Here is a 17,307-nt window from a genome sequence, read left to right on the forward strand (position 1 = left end):
TTGAGATCCCAATAGGGTTCAGTTAAACGATCTCCCCCTAGCCCCCATTAAAAATGGGGGACAATAACTTAATTTTTCGTCCCCCGCAACGATTCGGGGATGCGACGGATATCCGAGTAACAAACAGTTTGAACTCAACCTTTTGCTTGAGATACACCCAAGTCTATTGGGAAATAAAATGCACCCAAAAGTCTCCATCTGGAATGCAGGCTTCCCGAATTAAGTTGTAAGAGTAATGCTGAAACTTACCCTTTTCATTGTTTCCTTCTGGGTCGTTGAAATCGTAGCCATCAGCAAACCATTCGCCGTAGGGATCGTGAACGATGAAGCCCGTGCTGTCGTATCCAACCACTACAATAATGTGACCGAATGGGGTAAAGTAGCCGTGTATTATTGTCGGCTTTCCGTTGCCTAACCAGTCTTTTACCTCGTCGATGGTTGCGGCTTGGGTGAAGGTATCTTTCGCTCCGTAGTCTCGTACAATTTGAGCGAGATCGTTAGGAGCGTGCCTGTCTAATCCCTGGTCTAAGGCATATCGGTAAAGCTCGTCTTCAAACTGTCCCTCACTTGTACGGCGAGGAACTTTAAAGAATTCTAAGCACATAGCAAGTGAAGTAACATTGCAAGCGCCTGTCGGGTTGTCGATATTGTCATTCTGAGATTTATAGGGAACATTCAACTTGATTTCATCCGGATTTTGTTGGGGGTAAACTTGATTTTTACCCTCGAAAACTTCGACGTGTTCTCCAAAGACATACCAAACCACAGAGTTATGGAATGCTTCGCTTAAGGTAATTTTTAAATGTTGGCGCTCCACCTCAAAAAAGACCAAATTGAGTTTAGTTCCGGCGGGGAGATTGTGCTTCTGTTTGTCAGAGAGGACCTGAGATTGCAGTGGTTTATTCTTGATGATGGTGTTCTCAATCACCTCAAGCAGGATTGACGCATCTCCTTCTCCTCTGCGTCCCTCTTTTGCAGCTTCTATTAGTTTTTCAGCGGTTTGCGGCCCGAGAAATTCTGGTTCGTCACAGCCAGTCTGTTGCTGAAATCTCTTGAGAGCTGCTGTGGACAACAAGCCAAATGTGTCCTCTGGTGGATCGTTGAGTAATCCTAGGTCGATGAATAGCTTTTGGAGTTCAAGGGTTAACTCTTTGTCTTTTGCAATGTCGTTGGTATCGTAGCGGAGATTTTGGCTGACGAAATCTTGGATCTTCATATGTCTTTTATTTGTTGAGTAAGTTGTGCAATTGAATCTGTTTTGTGTTGCAACAAGCCAGGAAGTGCCTGTTGCAAAAGCTTTGTTGGAGAGCTGGCGCTCTTTGGACGTGGGCTTGGCAAAAGAATTAGGTAAAACCAGCCGTACAGCCTTAGTCAATTTGCATCAAAGTTCAAGGTGCAGCGCTCAAGCAGGTTAAGTTGTTAATCCCAGTGATTGAAGAGTTTTAGACCCAACAATCCCATCCGCAGTCAGTCCTTTTTGGTGCTGAAATTCTCTGACTGCTGTGTCAGTTTCTTCTCCAAAAACTCCATCAACCTGAATATTGAACCCAGCTTTAACTAAAGCTTGTTGCACTTGTCGCACATCATTTCCTTGTACGAGAGGTTCTCCAGGTTGGGCTAGCCGCATTACCAGGCTTGGCTCCCATTGCAAAAACTCTTCCCAAGGCTGACTCAAGAACAATGCTCGCTCTGCTTTCCTCCTGCGAGACAAACCCAGTAATGATTGACCGCCTGCTTTGTCCCATCTCGGAAATTGATCGGCCGCTTCCTGAAACTTTTCTTGATTTAAAAGCCGCAAAAGTGTTGACTCAAACAGAGAACGTGCACCCAAGTTGTAACTAAAACTTACTAAGGCTGAGAACTGATTGTCATTGATTTGTACTTCGACAGCATCAGCCACCGCTGCTTCAAATTTCTCAAGCTCATTTTGCAGCATCTGCTCTGCTTCGGCGAGGGTAATCTTCATCCCTGGCTGTACGCCTTCGGTAGCTCCCCAGCCAATAGTCCACACGCCAACAGGGTCTTGATATGCTTCTAGAGACAACCCCTCAAACGATTGAATCAGCTTCAGTCCCTGTTGGTTGGTCTTCCTGAGAGCTGCTTTAGGTTCAGGTACCTCTGGGGGAACTGCGTCAGGAGGTGCGATTGTGAATGTTTCAGCCTGAGTAAATTGCAATGCTTCAATGAGCGATCGCACTTTTCCTTCTGTTTCTATAACCTGAATTGGCTGGCCGTCTTGCATTTCGTACACGCGACCATCTTTAAAGATTTCAAGCGCTCTTGACATTCTATGTTTTCCTTTTTTAAAGGTAGATTTGGTCAACAGATGCTTCCTGAATATGAGCTAGCGCCGAGTAGGAGCCAGCCTCTCGCAACCAATGGGAAAGATTGTGTTAGTTGATATTTTTTCTGAATTGGTTGCTCTCAGTGATTTGCACCATTACGCCTGTTGCAGGACAGCTTCAGAAATTTTCTCTAAACCTTTACAAAAATTCATTGATATTTTTTCTGAATTGGTTGCTCTAAGTGATTTGCACCATTACGCCTGTTGCAGGACAGCTTCAGAAATGTTCTGTAAATCTTTACAAAAATTCATTCTTTAAATGGAGGACAAATTTCTCAAGTGGTGACAATTACATTAAACTTCTAACTACATAAGGGTTTAAGCCGATCGCTTAAAAAAAAGACAGGCAGGTAATCGCTACTTTTTTGGGTTTTGAGAAGGCAGTTCGAGGTATGGGGGCGATCGCTTACCTACTTATTTTTAATTAAGCTGCGATCGTCGCTGCTATATTTTTCCTTAGTAAATCCGCTTCAACGCTTTACTTGTCACGATCGATCGGGGCTCGTCCCCCTTCAAATCTGTAGCTGCGGCGGTTTTCCATGCTTGCTTGGCTTGGGCTATTTGTTCTCGGAGATTTTCCTGTGTTAACTTTTTGTATCAGTTTGTAAATGCCAGGTATTTCTTGCCCTCGGTTTTGTGAAGTTTCAATACTTGATTATTGCTGCTGGGGATGGCGTTAAGCGGACTGTGAAAAAGATGAGAGTTAATCATCGCTTACTACTTGGGAAATAAGTAAATAGGAGGAAGAAAGTAAGTTTTATTTTTGCTATTTTTGCTAAGGGTAAGGATTTAGGATGAATTTTTATGGAACAAAAGCCGATCGCCCGCAAGCATCTTGTTTGGAGCCTCATCACCGGTATAGCCGTCGGCGCGATCGTCGGCGCACCCATCGGCTGGATGGCTAATAGGAAATATTCCGAGCCGCGTTTGGCTCTAATCCTGATGTGCCGAGAAAAGAATAGAGATAAACCCGTGGCTGTTGTTGAGTCTATTTGCGGTTCCAGATTCTAAATTTTTCTGCTCGCTTTATGGCTGTGTCAAATGTGAAGCCTGCGCGGATGTCGAAAGCTCGATCGCGCAAACACCCTTCCATTCTCAACCGTCAACGCGCCACAAACCGGAAAAGTTCTGCGTCGGTTGATATGTGGGTATGTTAAATTGACACAATCATGAACTACAGCAGAACAATTCCGGCTATTTTGAGTGCTGCGATCGCCCTCATCCCACTCACCTCACCTCAAATCGCCCTAGCCTTAACCGCCGACGCAGTTAAAACCGTCGCCAAACAAATCACCGTGCGCATCCAGGGAACAAAAGGCGGTTCGGGAGTAATTTTAGAGAAACAAGGTAGCACATACTATATACTCACCAACTGGCACGTTGTCGATAAACCAGGCGATTACGAAGTTGTAACTCCCGACGGCCAAGCTCACTCTGTATCATACAGCCTCGTGCGGCGAGTGCCGGGGATGGACTTAGCCGTCGTGCCCTTCAGCAGCCCTCAAAGCTACCGCCTCGCTCAATTAGCCAATTCCACAGCAACTAAGGGAAACAAGGCTTATGTGGCCGGCTGGCCGATATCCGGCGGTTCTCTGAGACAGCCGATTTTCATCGCCACGGAAGGTCAGCTTACCGGCCGCCAGACTCCCTGGAACGGTTATACTTTGGTATACAATAACTTAGTGAGAGCAGGCATGAGCGGCGGGCCAGTGCTCGACGACGCGGGCCGAGTTGTGGCAATTAACGGCATTGTCAGGTTAGAGGAAAATTCGGATAAAATCGTGGCGGCGGGGATAGAAATCAATACTTTCATGAAATGGCGATCGACTATTTCTCTGCCTGCACTTCCCCAAGTTCCCACTGCGAGAACTCCCCAAAGTCCGGCTAATAATTCGCCCCGGAAGCCTGCAAGTGCGATCGCCTTTGCTGCGACAAATACCCTCAAAGGGCCTTCGGAAGTTGTAAGTTCCCTTGTCCTAGCTTCCGCTTATTTTACCACAGGAAATAGCAACGGCACAATCTCAGTTTGGAATTTTCCCGGCGGGCAATTAAAAACTACGCTGCAAGGACACGCGGAAGCCGTAAACGCCCTGGCTGCGAGTGCCGACGGAAAGGTGTTTGCGAGCGGCAGCGACGACAAAACAGTGAAAATTTGGAATTTAGACAATGGCGCGGCTGTACGCACTTTGAGCGGGCATTCCGCTGCTGTTTCGAGCGTTGCCGTCAGTCCCGACGGTCAGTTTATTGCGAGCGGCAGTTGGGATAAAACGATTAAGGTTTGGAATGCGAAAACAGGGGAATTGCTGAGGACTTTAACCGGGCATTCCGGGCTGGTGAATACTGTTGCAATTAGTTCGGATAGCCAAACTTTAGCTAGCGGCAGCAAAGACGGTTCCATTAGGTTGTGGAATTTAGCTACAGGTCAAGCAATTCGCACGATTGGCGGCAAGAACTTGTCTGTTTTGTCCCTCGCTTTTACTCCCGATGGCAAAACTTTGGCCGCCGGCAACAGCAACGGCACTGTTGGGTTGTGGAATGCCGGAAACGGGCAGTTAATTCGGCGCTTGAGCGGGCATACTGACGGGGTTTGGTCTGTGGCAATCAGTCGGGATGGGAGTATGCTGGTTACTGGGAGTTGGGATAAGAGCGTGAAACTGTGGGATGTGCGATCGGGCGAATTGAGAGGTAATTTGAGCGGACACTCCGGCTATGTTACTGCTGTGGGAATTAGCGCTGATGCTAAGACTATTGTGAGTGCGGGTTGGTTGGGGGAAATTAAGATTTGGAAAAGGGGAAATTGATACCATTTTAGATTTTAGATTTTAGATTTTAGATTTTAGATAGGGGATGATTGACTGTTTAAGGGTTTTGAGCTTCCCTAAATTTGCATTCTTTTTTCAACCTGGGATGAGATTTTTTTGAATCAACCGCAGAGGGCGCAGAGGGCGCAGAGTTGGAGAAGAAAGAGAGAGGTTGGCATTCGATCGAGGAGTGTTATATAATGAACAGGAATTAAGCAAAATCGGCTAAAAATAAACGGTTGCGATTACTTCGCTTCGCTTGTAATGACAGAAATACGTTGTTCTTGCGTAAGTCCTAATCAAGATATTTGACACCAAAAAATTATGAGCGAACTAAAGACAAAATTGCCAACAGATACCTGGGTATAGCAATCCTCAATGATTTTATCTGTATAGGTATACTAATGGATTTTGGGAAAATCAAATTTATGCCCGTTAGTAAAAAACTCAAACAAGAATTTGATCGTCTTAAAATACCTACATAAATACCAATACTTTATTATTAAAAATTTAGCTTGTAACCAAATATCTTCAACGGGATTCTGTTGGGGAGCGTGGTCGATCAAATAAAATACAAGTAATTGACCAATTATCAGGTTTTTGCTCGCGATTCACTTCTGATAAAAAGTCTCTCGATTCTGCAAGCGTATGATAAGTAGCTCCATCCCGGATCGAGATAATTCTCTGCTCTTTATATTTATTTTGTAAGTCTTTTATAAATTTAACTGTAGATGGGACATGGCCAGATGGATAACTTTGAACAGGGAATTCTTGGCTTTGATAATTAAGCGCACCAAAATAAGTTTGTCTCTCTTTTTCATTGGTGATTGGGACTTCACTTCTCAGCTTTGATTGACCCCAAACGTAGCCATTCACATGGCCATTAAGTAGAGGACATTTATCTAAAAAAATACTACTGTTTCCCCAGATTCTCTACCCGTATTGTTTTTAGATAAAATATCGTTAATTTCTTCCAGATTTTTATTTACGAGTTATTTAGCCAATTTGGGATTAACTTTTGGAGCCTTTTTCCAACTAACATTAGGTCGCTCAAAAATTTAATCGTAGCTCTGTTTGGATTTATATATCGCACCAAACGGTCGCTCTAAATAAGTAACTATTTCATCTAAATCCCCAGAAATTTTTTTATTTTTAAACCCCTCTATTACTCCAGCTTTTTGTGGGTAGGTCAAATATGCTTGTGACTCTTTATATCCTAGTTTAATTCCTTCTATTCCTTGGGTTTTAAAAGCATTTTTACAAACTCCACAAAAACAATAACTTACACCTAACATTTTACTGATTTTATTGTAAAGTTTACCGACCATCGCCATCCTTACTAGAAAGAATTGGTTTAAAGCCCCAAGCTTTTTCGGGAGAAATTAAAAGAAGACTATTTATTACTCCAATCCTCTTCCTTATGATTGTCAAGTGCTATCAACTGTCAACTGTCAACTGTCAACTGTTAACTGAAAGCTAGGACTCGTTTGAGTTCTCTTGCAGAGAGATTGCTCTTAATTAAAGATTCATGCTTCAGCTATTTATTTGGCCATATTTTTTGGTGAGCGTTGTAAGTTATTCATTTTTTTAGGGTCACAATCAAGTAGGCCATATAATTGTATCCTAGTCTTGACAATGATTTAGGACTGCTATAGTTGGGGTTGATTTTCAGCGCTTGGTCGTAATCGCCGATCGCACCCTGGTTGTCTCCTAAGATCGATCGGGCATTACCGCGATCGTTGTAACCATCAGCATAATTAGGATCGATCCCAATTGCTCGATCGCAAGCCTCTATAGCACCCCGATAATCTTCTTTGTCGTACTTCTGTCCACCCAGATTATAAAATTCCTCAGCTTTCGGATCGTCTTTAGGGAAACGGCACTGCCGTGTCGGGTGGGTGGGAGCATCTCCGGCTTTGTAAAAAGCATTTTTTTCGCTTTGCGAGCGCTGGCGATCTCGCACGCATTAAAGCAAAACTGAAATGCTCGCCTTTTATCTAGCTGCGACTGCGGATTTTTCAGCGCAAATGCACGCAAAATCTAGTATCTGCGTGCATCTGCGGTTATTTACCCGATCGACTCCACCAACGTTTTCAAATCCGGCACTTCTAAATCGGGCTGAGCGCTAGCGGGCGGTGTCGCCCCAAATCCTGTTCGATCCTGCCTCCGATTTACCCAAACAGTCGAAATTCCCATTGATGCGGCCGGTACAGTGTCGTGATACAGGCTTTGAGCAACGTGCAGGAGTTTTTCAGGTGCTATCCCCATTCTCTCGATCGCAAATTCAAAGTTGCGAGTTGACGGTTTGTACGATCGCACTTGTTCCGCAGTAATCACCCAATCGAATTCGACTTTTAAATGTTTCGCCGTACCCGCAAACAAATCGTCATCAATATTGGAAATTACCGCTAATTTATATTTTTGCTTGAGCGCTGCCAAAGCTGCGACTGTATCGGGGAAGGGCTGCCAATTTTTGATCGACTCAACCAAACAATTGATTTCTGTTGCTGATGCTGTTTCTGTCGGTTCAAAACTAAATTTTTTACCGATTTTTTTGACAACTTCTTGCAAAATTTCCCGATATTTGATATACTCGCCATGCTCTTTTTCCAGTTCCGATTCAAACTCAGCAAACATTTCTAAAGTTCCGTCATCGCTAAAATCGATTTCGCGGTTAGACAGCAACTGTTTCAAGACTGGCAATATGCCGCTTTCCCAATCTATGAGAGTGCCGTAGCAGTCAAAACTCACAACTTCAAATTGATTAAAATCTAACATCTGTCATTCCTCCTATTCGATCGAGACTTATGCACTCCGACGCATAGAAACCGGGTTTTTACAGGGATTAAAAGTGATCGACCAGTCTTTCGCAAAAAACCCGGTTTCTGACACCATTTTTCCCAAAATAATGCAACTGTAGGGAAGCTTCATATCATGTCCGGTTGATTACCATAACAAAAATGGAACGCACGTGCGGACTTAAGTCCGCTTTTGCGGACTAATTTTATTGCGGTTAATCGATCGGACACGATATCAAACCCTTATCCAGTAAATCATCCCCAATCAAAAATCGAAAATCGAAAATCGAAAATGGTATGACTGCCCGTGCGTAAGTCATGTTTATCATATTTTACGGTTGATATTCAGCAAAAATTTCTATTTTTCCGATAATATTCCGATTAAAGTCTGCCAACTCTTCTGCCGGAATCCAATATTCTTGGTGAATCGAACTGCCGACAGTTTGCACGGGATATTTTTTTAAGAATTCAGCCAAAACTCGAAACCTGGTTACATAGCCAAAATATCCAGAGGCTGCATCTTTGGTATTCCAATCTCGCGCAATTTGTATGGCGTAGGCTTTGTGGAGTACCGGATAAAAAATAGGCTGAAACGACAGCCGGGGCGGAAATGCCAGAAAATCGCTTTCTTTAATTAATTCCATTTCTTTTTTGCCGACGGCTCTGAACAGCGTCACTGTCTCTCGATCTGATATATTGATATTTTTAAACCAAGCTTTCCAAGCGTCCCAATTGTGAACTATTTTAGCCAGTTCAGTATAGCCAGCGGCGCGGGGATGGGAACCGTCATTGTCGGTAAGTTCTTCGATCCAAATTTCTGATTTTTCCAGCGCGGTGCAAATATCTAAATAAGGCACGTTTAACTCGCTGCAAACTTGGGAAAACTGTTCTGATAAATAGGCTATTCTGATTGTGCGATCGACATCAATAACTGGCGGTGGCCCTATCATTAAAACTGGCATTATTTCTTGAGCAGAACTCAGAATATAGCGGATGTTTTCAATTGATTTTTCAATTTCGACGCGAGTTTTTCCGTTTTCTAAGTAAGTGTCGTTGACGCCAAAGGAAAAGACTATTCTGCCGTCGCAGTAGTGGGGCAAGCGGCAAGAAATTTCGCTGAACCAGCGAGTTTTTATATCGGTACTGGTTTCTCCCCGCACTCCTAAATTATAGTAGGTAATCTCCTGTCTTTGCCCGCTGGCGGCCCTGCAAACTCGTCCTGTCCAACCAAGATATTTGGGATCGCCCGTACCATTGACAAAAGAGTCGCCGATAAAACAAATACGCATAACGATTTTTGATTTGGGTTTGTAGTTAACTTGTCGAGTGTCTCAGGGCATAAAGATTTTTGTTTTTTATTTTTTGATTGTAGCACCAGATAATTGAGCTGGTAAATAGATAATTGGGAATAAAACTATTAACATTCATGTCGTTAACGGTGCCTGGATGTTATGTTATGGTTGAGGTGGTGCGTGAAAGCAAGTAGTCTCATAGTTTGGATGTAAATATTTCTCTATCTCACGCACCAGGAGAGAGATTTATTACCGATTGCCGATTGCCAATTACCGATTACCAATTACCGATTAGTTTTTGCCGGTGACGGACAATCCCTCTACAATTACAGACGGTGTGTGGCAAGAACCGTTCCACTCGGAGTCTCCTCCTAATTCTACCAATTGTTTGAGGACGCTGTAGACGTTGCCGGCTACCATTGTGTCTTTGATTCTGCCGACTATTTGACCTTTTTTGACTCGGTAGCCGAGATCGACGTTAATCGAAAAGTCGCCGGAAATTCCGGCACTGCCGCCGAGCATTTGATCGATGACTATTCCGTCGTCTAATTGAGTAATTAAATCGATTAACGATCGCGAACCTGGTTTAATGAGAACATTAAACAAACTGGGTGTGGGATAGCTGCCCAAACCCGGGCGAAATCCGTTGCCGGTGGTGCCGCTTCCCAAGGCTCTACCGGTGGTGCGATCGGTATAAAATAGCTGCAATACTCCGCTGTTGATAAAGACGATCGCCCGAGTGGGAGTACCTTCGTCATCAAAAGGACAGCTATAGGGCCCGATATCCGGCTGCTGCGAGAGAGTGACAAGCGGCGATGTCACTTGTTGGCCGAGTCGATCGCTCCAAGGCGAAGCGCCTTCGAGTACCTGTTTGCCGTTTAACGCCGCACAAACAGTCCCCCACAGCAAATCGGCTGCTTTGGCTGTAAACAGTACCGGCACGCGCCCGGTGGCGGGGGCTACATTCTCTTTCGCCCATTCCAACCGCTGCAAAACCCGCTTGGCGCTGTTGTTTAAATCGAGGCTGCCGCGTTCGGTTTCGCCATCCCAAATGTTGAGGAAATCTTCGCCCCGCACTAATTCTGCTGACAAATAACCGCTGAGGGTGGTGTCGGTGTGGCTAGAATCCAAGCCTAGTGTGTTCAGCAAGCGGGTGCTTTCGATTTCGCAGTCGAGTTCGGCGGTGCAGAGGCTTTCGGGATAGGCTTCGCGGACGATCGCGATCGCCTCTTTTCCCCAGTTTACTAGCTGTTCGGCCGGGATTGACACTCCGCGATCGGGATAAACAACTTTTTCACCGGTGCCGAGTTCGATGGTTTCCGGTTCGGCCAGTTGCGAAAGCGCGATCGCGCGATCGACCAAAATCTGCGGTTCCACGGGCCCGTAGGCCACCGCCAAACCCGGCCGCCCGTCCCGCCACAGCCGCAGGGCAATGCCTTCTGCTTGGGCGGTTTCTAGCTGTTTGAGGCGGTTTGCTTCAAAAAAGACCGGCCGCGAGAGCGATTGCGATTCCAATACCTCAGCAGCTTCGGCACCTGCTTTGGTGGCTAGTTCTAGCAGTTGTTCTGCTGATTGGTGATTGGTCATTGTTGTCGGTGGTAGTTGACAGTTGACAGTTGACAGCTTGCCCCGAGCGAAGCCGAGGGGTTGACAGCTTGCGCTGAGCGAAGTCGAAGGGTTGACAGTTGACAGTTGACAGTTGACAGTTGACAGTTGGCAGTTGGCAGTTATCCGTTGTCATTGGAAGCAATTATCAATTATCAATTACCAATTACCAATTACCAATTACCGATTACCAATTACCAATTACCAATTACCAATTACCATTTTTTGGCGCTCGACGCTATATCAGTTATTGCCAAGCATCGACTAAATAGTTAGTTCGTGCAGCAGCCAAAAGCCTGCGAAAGATTCCGATTCTGGATTCGACTGAATTGCTAAGAAATGTACTTGTTTTGCTTGCTTTTTCATCGCTTCAAATGATGCGGCTTCTTTCTCAGTTGCTGCGTCTCTAAGATTAGCTAAAATCCAGCGATCGTTAGCTCCCGTATCTAATACCAGCCTAGGGGGCGGGCCGCTCTCAAATTTGAGAAAAGCCAACTCTAAACCCGACATCCAACCAGCCAAAGCCGTTGCTCTCGACGAGTAGATAATCAGTCCCGGAATTTGCGTTTCAGGGGCGAGGCGTGTCATCGGCAGCCCGAAAGCTTCGCCAAATCCGATATCCCACTCGGACATTTCATCAAAAGCGGCGATCGGCAAACTCACAAACGCCCATTTTTCGCCGATTAAAGCGTCCGGCAGCGCCACAGGCGTTTCGGGTACAAATTGAACGCTCGGGTTCACAACCCGTTGATAGCCCGGTTCTGAGGGATAAACGTCTTGCATCCGTTCTTCCAGCCACAGGCCCAGGGCGAGGGTGCGGCGGCTGCACGCTGAGGGAATATCCAACTCCTCGCAGGCTTTGGTAATCATGTTCGCCATTTGGCGGCGAAAAAAGCGGATTTTTTCGGGTGGTTTCGGTGCAGAGGCGATCGCATCTTTAATTGCGCCAGCCAGCCACAGGGAATTCACGGTTGTACTCGGGCACAATTGCGAGTAGCGAAACAGAGATTCTGCCTTGTCGCCTACCTTCAGCGGGCTTTCGCAAATCAACACTTCCCATTTTTTTTTCCCTCGCTCGTCTATGATTGGACGGCTGTAAAAGTCGAGTTCCCAAATAGTAGCCATGCCGCGCTGTTAAAAATTAATCCTTTCTCATATTACCTGAGGGCGGGCCGGTTTCTGATGAGTGAGAATTTAAGACTGATTTTTGCTCGCGGGCGATTTTGCCGGAATACGGCTGCGATCGGATGTCAGGCATCTGGCGTTGCATCTTTGGTACGCCGAACACCCGCCGAGAATAGGTTCCCAATTTGCGATCGCCAAAAAAAGATTTTTAGCTAGTTGCAAATATCATAGATATTATGCAGCTTTTGTACTCCGCGCACCAACAAGAATCAGTAAAAAATCCGGTGCGGACGGCGCTCTAATAATTAGTAAAAACTAGGTTTATGCCGAACACCTACAATCAAATGCAGAAGTTTTGTTTGCAAACCCGGTTTCTGCTTAATCCCGCCTTTGAAAAAAGCCCAGCATTATAAACATTCTAGTTTATTTTGTCAAAAGACAATCTGTCAAACTTAATTTTTCCGATTGTATCACCTCTGTCAAAAGACAGATCGTAAAACTTATTTAAGCAGTCATCATTGATTGAAATTACGTAACCAAGGGAAATATCAACTTTTTTATGTTTATCTTATATGAGCAAACCTAATCTCAAAGATATACAAACTAAATGGCAGGCAAAACAGAATCCAATTCCGGGACACTCAGAGCTTCTCACATCGGGGATATGATTCCCAACGATCTCCGGAAAAGTATCGACAAGAGCAAAGCTGGTGCAGACAACTTAACAAGTGCGAATTACCTCACCGTTGCCCCCGGCATCGTTCTACAAACACCTAACGGTCAAACTGTAGGCTCAGCCGCAGAAGATTTAAGTGCCATTGGCAAGCACTTTAACAGTACGATGACCCGCGAACTAATGGGAGATAGCGTCCAAATACCCGATGTTTTGCTGGGTAACTCAGTCAAATCAAGTATCACCGATACTCTCAACTTTGACAGCCTGACAAATATCCCGATTACTATTAATGTTAGCGACTTTGGCGACGCAAATGTGATTAGCGATGCCAACCAACTTAAAAGCTTATCTACTACGATGAGTAGTGCGGCTCTAGGAGCGAAAGAAAATCGCTTTGTGGATGCAGACAATGCCGATAATCTCATAGAAATTCAATCCTCAGATGCACCACAATTAGGAGGACTTCGCGCTTTCGGAGGCAACGATCAAATCGTCGGAACCCAGGGTAACGATATCGCCAACGGCAACGCTGGTAACGATACAATGTTTGGTGGCCGCGGCGATGATATGTTTCAGGGCGGACAAGGAAACGACCTGATCGATGGCGGTGAGGGCAATGATATAATTATGGGCAATCAAGGAGACGACTACCTGCTGGGCGGAGCGGGAGATGACGTACTCCGAGGCGGTGCTGGCAGTGATATGGCGATCGGAGGTGCGGGCAATGATATCTTGATTGGCGATGCTGGGGCAGACTTCTTAATGGGGGGAGAAGGTGCAGATCAATTTATTTTGCGGGGCGATACATTTACGGCTGGTGCAGAAGCGGCCGATCGCATTCTCGACTTCAAACCCAGCGAAGGCGACACCATCAAAATTGCTTACCTTAAAGGCACATTAGGGATGGACAGCATGAGTCTCGCTGCCGTTGATGTCAACAAAGACGGGATTACCGACACTGCCATCCTCTGTTCCTGCGGTGATGTTGTCGGGGTCATTATGAGTACAGATCCGTCAAAAATTAACGTCAGAACTTCTATCTTCATGGCCGGGCCTCAAGACTCAACCCTCAGCCAAATCGGATAAAATTTTTAAGAGTTAATAGCAAGCGGTTAGCAGTTATTTCTGCTAACCGCTTGCTGCTGTTGGCGGTTGCACTTCCAGCCACCCGCCACCTCAATCTGTAAATGTGCTAACATTTGAAAAACTGCAACAGCAAAAACATCGAGCAATCTCAACCCTCGATGTTTGTTAAAGTTGTGCAAGCCCTGCACAAATAAGAGTATAGCTTAATTCCATGAGACAAATCATTCTCGAAAAGATTGTTGCTACCCTACAACCTTTAGATTTTGTTCTCGCTTTGTGGCAAGGAGGTTCAGCAGCCCACGGATACACCGACGAATGGTCAGACCTCGATATTGCAGTTGTAGTTGAAGATAACTGCGTGGAAGAAACCTTTGAGATTGTGGAAAAAGCCCTCGCCGAAATTTCCGAAATCGAACTCAAATATCGAGTTCCAGAACCCGCTTGGCACGGTCAGTCGCAGTGCTTCTGGCGGCTCAAAGAAACCCCGCCTTTCTTGCTAATTGATTTTGCCGTTTTCCGGCGCAGCAGCCGCAACGATTTTCTGGAAATAGAGAGACACGGACAAGTCCCGAGATCCTTTGACAAAGCCAATCTAATTGTACCTGCTCATTTGGATCGAAACAAGCATTTTTCCCAAATGCTAGCCAGATTCAACGAAATTAAAATCCGTTTTGATTTGCTGCAACCTTTGGTAAAAAAAGAGATTTATCGCGGGAATTTAGTAGATGCGATCGGCAACTATCACGATTGGACGCTTCTCCCCTTAGTCGAACTGTTGGGCATGATTTACCGTCCCCACAGATACGACTTTGAACTCAAATATTTCACTCGAGATTTTCCGCCCGCAATAGTCGATCGCGCCGCACCGCTTTTCTGCATTGCAAATCTGGAAGATTTGGCAGCAAAACAGCAAACAGCCGAGGCTTTTTTTGCAGAAACCTTACCGCTGGCAGCAGCTAAATTTGACTCTAATAACAATTATGAAAAGCGCTATCTGTAGGACACTGCAATGGCCTGTGGTGTCAATTTAAATGTGAAACCTGAGAAATCTCGCTTATATCCGAGGCCCGCTCCCCCTAAATACCCCTTAAAAAGGCGAGTAGGGTTGACTGTCGATCGGTCTTGTCCCCCCCTTTTTAAGGGGGGTTAGGGGGGATCAGATCCTAATCGTCAGACATCAGACCGGCAATGCCGTTTTCCTACGGAAATCACGGACAGTGCATTGCCATTTGCCTGCGGAAAACATGGACACGGCAATGCCGTTTTTTTTACATAAATCACGGACACGGAAATGCCGTTTCCTACGAGAATATGCAAATTTAAACAATTGCTATAAAATGAACAATTGTCATAATATAATGTCAATTTTGTGTAAGAATGCCCTCACAGTACCGTAATGCGCTAAAAATTTCGTTCCGAAAGCGATTAATATAGTAGCATCTACCTTAAAGATTAACATCCCATGACCAAACTCAGCGTCAACATCAACAGAATCGCCCTCCTCAGAAACTCTCGAAACATCGGCATCCCCAGCGTTACCGAAGCCGCAAAAACAGTAATCGCGGCAGGAGCCCACGGCGTTACAGTCCATCCCCGCCCCGACGAAAGGCACATCAAAGCCTCCGATGTTTACGAATTAGCCAAAATGCTAACTGTCGAGTTTAACATCGAAGGAAATCCGTTTCAGCCACCATTTATGGATATAGTTTGCGATGTCAAACCCGCTCAGTGTACCTTAGTGCCGGATGCTCCCGACGTGCTAACCTCGGATAGCGGTTGGAATATTCCCGAAAATCGATCTCGCCTGTTACCAATCATTGAAAAATTAAAAGACAACGGCATCAGAGTCAGCCTGTTTATGGACGCAGATGCGGCTCTCATGCCCCTAGCAAAAGAAGTGGGAGCAGACCGAGTAGAACTTTACACGGAACCCTATGCAACTGCTTTTCGCGAAGGCAATGTAGAATCTGTTTTTCAACAGTATGTTTTAGCAGCTCGCTCGGCTCAATCTGTAGGTTTGGGAGTGAATGCCGGACACGATTTAAATTTGCAAAACTTAGCTAAGTTTTGCTCGATTCCTGATATACTAGAAGTCTCGATCGGTCATGCTTTAATTGCAGAAGCGCTAGACATGGGCTTGTCCAACACGGTACAAGCTTACCTAAAAATTCTCTCGGGTTTGTAGTAGAAATAAACCCCATCTGGTGGCGCGGATTTGGTACTCCCTAACTCGTTGTTATCGCAGCTCCTAACTCGCACCAGTCACTGCAAACCTGACAAGATCGGGACTAAGGTTAAAGCTAGCAATAGGGTAAGGTGCGCGGCTTTATAGCACTCTACAAGCCGATCGCCCAAAACAGGTAAAAGTAGAGTCCGCTAGGGGGCGCGTGAAGGGCGGTTTTCTCGTAGCAAGGCCGATCGCGATGAGCCCAGACACCGCGTTTTTTGGTGGCGGGCATTTTTTTAGCAAAATCCTTGGAAAAAGCTTTAATTTTCCTTGACCAAATTACTCAAATTCTCGATGATATTATGCGTAGGGAGTATCATTGAAATATCCCGACAAATTGAGGCTACTACTTAGCGGACGCACTGCCAATCTGCTACCAGCAGTTTTGTGCAAGTACGGGATATTTACCTGTATCCTAGATGCTGCTGTAGCCGATCGCCCGATCGCGCGATAGTTAATCCGGTGCAAACAGGCAAACACAAGTAACCATATACAACTCATTACCCCCTGCCAAGTGCGACATGAAAAAACTAATTTTACTGACTGGAATGCTACTGATGATGACGGCAAAATCCGTATTTGCCAGCCCTGTAGCGCCAAAAATTGCACCGAGCGAGCGGATGGCGGCCTCGGAAATTACAGAAACTGTTAATAAACCCGCTACTTCTGCCCTAGTTGCTCAGCTAGAACCGATCGAGCCAACGTCAGTTACCTCGGCCCCAGTTGCCAAGCTAGAACCGATTGAGCGAATGTCAACCTCGGAAATTCGAGCAACCATCAGCCAACCCACCACCTATATTTTTGAAGGCGTCAAAGGGCGAGAACTCACTATGTCCCTGTGGGCGGGACAACTGACAGCCCAACTGTACAGCCCCAACGGTCAGAATATGGGAGTTATTGAAAAAAGCGACAATCAGTGGATCGGCCAGTTGCCAGAATCGGGCATCTACCGCGTGCGAGTTACCCCGAAAGGCGAAACTAGCAGCTTCGTGCTCGAACGCGACTTTAACGCCAAGTGGACTTACAGGCCCGATCGCGCCCTTCCCATCGCATTCGGGGAAAACGAAGCCACAGTCAAACTCAAAATGTCCGGCTACCAAATTCAGCCTTTCACACTTCAGGGGAAACAGGGACAGACAATTACGGTAACAGCTAGCAACAAAAATCTAGATGTGGCGATCGAATCTCCGTCGGGAGTTCTCCTGGATCAAGGCGAAGGTCAAACTTTTGCTCAACTCCCGGAGTCCGGCACCTACAAGGTGCTGATAGTTGCCAACAGGCCAGTCAAGTCCTCCATCAGAGTTGCTGTGCAATAGATCGAGATAGCAAAAACACTCTCTTGGGCCATCTAAA

At 45.7% G+C, this 17,307-nt stretch carries 19 protein-coding genes; 8 read left to right on the forward strand and 11 right to left on the reverse strand.

Going from position 1 to position 17,307, the window contains the following annotated elements:
- Window positions 1-163: 163 nt before the first annotated feature.
- Window positions 164-1,216 carry a C39 family peptidase gene (locus QUB63_RS20795; protein WP_332947202.1) on the reverse strand — a complete coding sequence of 351 codons (1,053 nt, stop codon included), beginning with the start codon at window positions 1,214-1,216 and terminating at the stop codon, window positions 164-166.
- A 64-nt stretch (window positions 1,217-1,280) separates the two neighbouring features.
- Here QUB63_RS20795 and QUB63_RS20800 point away from each other — a divergent pair, with 64 nt between their 5' ends.
- Window positions 1,281-1,415 (forward strand): hypothetical protein, encoded by a 135-nt coding sequence (locus QUB63_RS20800; RefSeq protein ID WP_332947203.1) that lies wholly within the window; start codon window positions 1,281-1,283, stop codon window positions 1,413-1,415.
- Here the strand turns inward: QUB63_RS20800 and QUB63_RS20805 are convergent.
- Window positions 1,412-2,287, reverse strand: a complete 876-nt coding sequence (locus QUB63_RS20805; RefSeq protein ID WP_332947204.1) for a glycoside hydrolase family protein — start codon at window positions 2,285-2,287, stop codon at window positions 1,412-1,414. The two genes, QUB63_RS20800 and QUB63_RS20805, sit on opposite strands and share 4 nt — an antisense overlap.
- 861 nt (window positions 2,288-3,148) lie before the next feature.
- Here QUB63_RS20805 and QUB63_RS20810 point away from each other — a divergent pair.
- Complete coding sequence (locus QUB63_RS20810; protein WP_332947206.1) at window positions 3,149-3,355, forward strand: hypothetical protein; 207 nt, start codon at window positions 3,149-3,151, stop codon at window positions 3,353-3,355.
- 158 nt (window positions 3,356-3,513) lie between these two features.
- Window positions 3,514-5,145 carry a trypsin-like peptidase domain-containing protein gene (locus QUB63_RS20815; protein WP_332947207.1) on the forward strand — a complete coding sequence of 544 codons (1,632 nt, stop codon included), beginning with the start codon at window positions 3,514-3,516 and terminating at the stop codon, window positions 5,143-5,145.
- A 531-nt stretch (window positions 5,146-5,676) separates the two neighbouring features.
- On the opposite strand, the gene QUB63_RS20820 is transcribed toward QUB63_RS20815, so the two are convergent.
- From QUB63_RS20820 to QUB63_RS20850, 7 genes are all read right to left on the reverse strand, one after another.
- The gene (locus QUB63_RS20820; protein ID WP_332947337.1) at window positions 5,677-6,075 is read right to left on the reverse strand and encodes a transposase; all 399 of its coding nucleotides are present in this window, start codon (window positions 6,073-6,075) and stop codon (window positions 5,677-5,679) included.
- Window positions 6,076-6,203: 128 nt separating this feature from the next.
- On the reverse strand, window positions 6,204-6,473 hold the full coding sequence (locus QUB63_RS20825; protein WP_332947208.1) for a hypothetical protein: 270 nt from the start codon (window positions 6,471-6,473) through the stop codon (window positions 6,204-6,206).
- Between the two features lie 251 nt (window positions 6,474-6,724).
- Window positions 6,725-7,108, reverse strand: coding sequence for a tetratricopeptide repeat protein (locus QUB63_RS20830; protein ID WP_332947209.1), 384 nt, complete (start codon window positions 7,106-7,108; stop codon window positions 6,725-6,727).
- Window positions 7,109-7,212: 104 nt separating this feature from the next.
- Entirely contained in the window at window positions 7,213-7,923 is a 711-nt protein-coding gene (locus QUB63_RS20835) for a haloacid dehalogenase type II (RefSeq protein ID WP_332947210.1), read from the reverse strand.
- Window positions 7,924-8,275: 352 nt separating this feature from the next.
- Window positions 8,276-9,232, reverse strand: a complete 957-nt coding sequence (locus QUB63_RS20840) for a GDSL-type esterase/lipase family protein (RefSeq protein WP_332947211.1) — start codon at window positions 9,230-9,232, stop codon at window positions 8,276-8,278.
- Window positions 9,233-9,526: 294 nt separating this feature from the next.
- On the reverse strand, window positions 9,527-10,822 hold the full coding sequence (locus tag QUB63_RS20845; protein ID WP_332947212.1) for a TldD/PmbA family protein: 1,296 nt from the start codon (window positions 10,820-10,822) through the stop codon (window positions 9,527-9,529).
- A gap of 282 nt (window positions 10,823-11,104) precedes the next feature.
- Window positions 11,105-11,965 carry a Tab2/Atab2 family RNA-binding protein gene (locus tag QUB63_RS20850; protein WP_332947213.1) on the reverse strand — a complete coding sequence of 287 codons (861 nt, stop codon included), beginning with the start codon at window positions 11,963-11,965 and terminating at the stop codon, window positions 11,105-11,107.
- 82 nt (window positions 11,966-12,047) lie between these two features.
- Here QUB63_RS20850 and QUB63_RS20855 point away from each other — a divergent pair, with 82 nt between their 5' ends.
- The 4 genes from QUB63_RS20855 (at window position 12,048) to QUB63_RS20870 (ending at window position 15,912) form a co-directional block, all read left to right on the forward strand.
- On the forward strand, window positions 12,048-12,284 hold the full coding sequence (locus QUB63_RS20855) for a hypothetical protein (protein ID WP_332947214.1): 237 nt from the start codon (window positions 12,048-12,050) through the stop codon (window positions 12,282-12,284).
- Between the two features lie 288 nt (window positions 12,285-12,572).
- Window positions 12,573-13,727 (forward strand): calcium-binding protein, encoded by a 1,155-nt coding sequence (locus QUB63_RS20860; protein ID WP_332947215.1) that lies wholly within the window; start codon window positions 12,573-12,575, stop codon window positions 13,725-13,727.
- Window positions 13,728-13,938: 211 nt separating this feature from the next.
- The gene (locus tag QUB63_RS20865) at window positions 13,939-14,727 is read left to right on the forward strand and encodes a nucleotidyltransferase domain-containing protein (protein ID WP_332947217.1); all 789 of its coding nucleotides are present in this window, start codon (window positions 13,939-13,941) and stop codon (window positions 14,725-14,727) included.
- Between the two features lie 462 nt (window positions 14,728-15,189).
- A complete protein-coding gene (locus tag QUB63_RS20870; protein WP_332947218.1) occupies window positions 15,190-15,912 on the forward strand; it encodes a pyridoxine 5'-phosphate synthase in 723 nt (240 codons plus the stop codon).
- Window positions 15,913-16,063: 151 nt separating this feature from the next.
- Here the strand turns inward: QUB63_RS20870 and QUB63_RS20875 are convergent, their stop codons facing one another.
- Window positions 16,064-16,186: a hypothetical protein gene (locus QUB63_RS20875; protein WP_332947219.1), complete on the reverse strand. Its 123-nt coding sequence runs from the start codon at window positions 16,184-16,186 to the stop codon at window positions 16,064-16,066.
- Window positions 16,187-16,254: 68 nt separating this feature from the next.
- Window positions 16,255-16,455: a hypothetical protein gene (locus QUB63_RS20880; RefSeq protein WP_332947220.1), complete on the reverse strand. Its 201-nt coding sequence runs from the start codon at window positions 16,453-16,455 to the stop codon at window positions 16,255-16,257.
- A gap of 20 nt (window positions 16,456-16,475) precedes the next feature.
- Between QUB63_RS20880 and QUB63_RS20885 the strand changes: the two genes are divergently transcribed.
- Window positions 16,476-17,270 carry a hypothetical protein gene (locus QUB63_RS20885; RefSeq protein WP_332947221.1) on the forward strand — a complete coding sequence of 265 codons (795 nt, stop codon included), beginning with the start codon at window positions 16,476-16,478 and terminating at the stop codon, window positions 17,268-17,270.
- Window positions 17,271-17,307 lie beyond the last annotated feature (37 nt).

Source organism: Microcoleus sp. ARI1-B5, assembly GCF_036705795.1.
In the GTDB taxonomy this organism is placed as follows: Bacteria; Cyanobacteriota; Cyanobacteriia; order Cyanobacteriales; family Microcoleaceae; genus Microcoleus.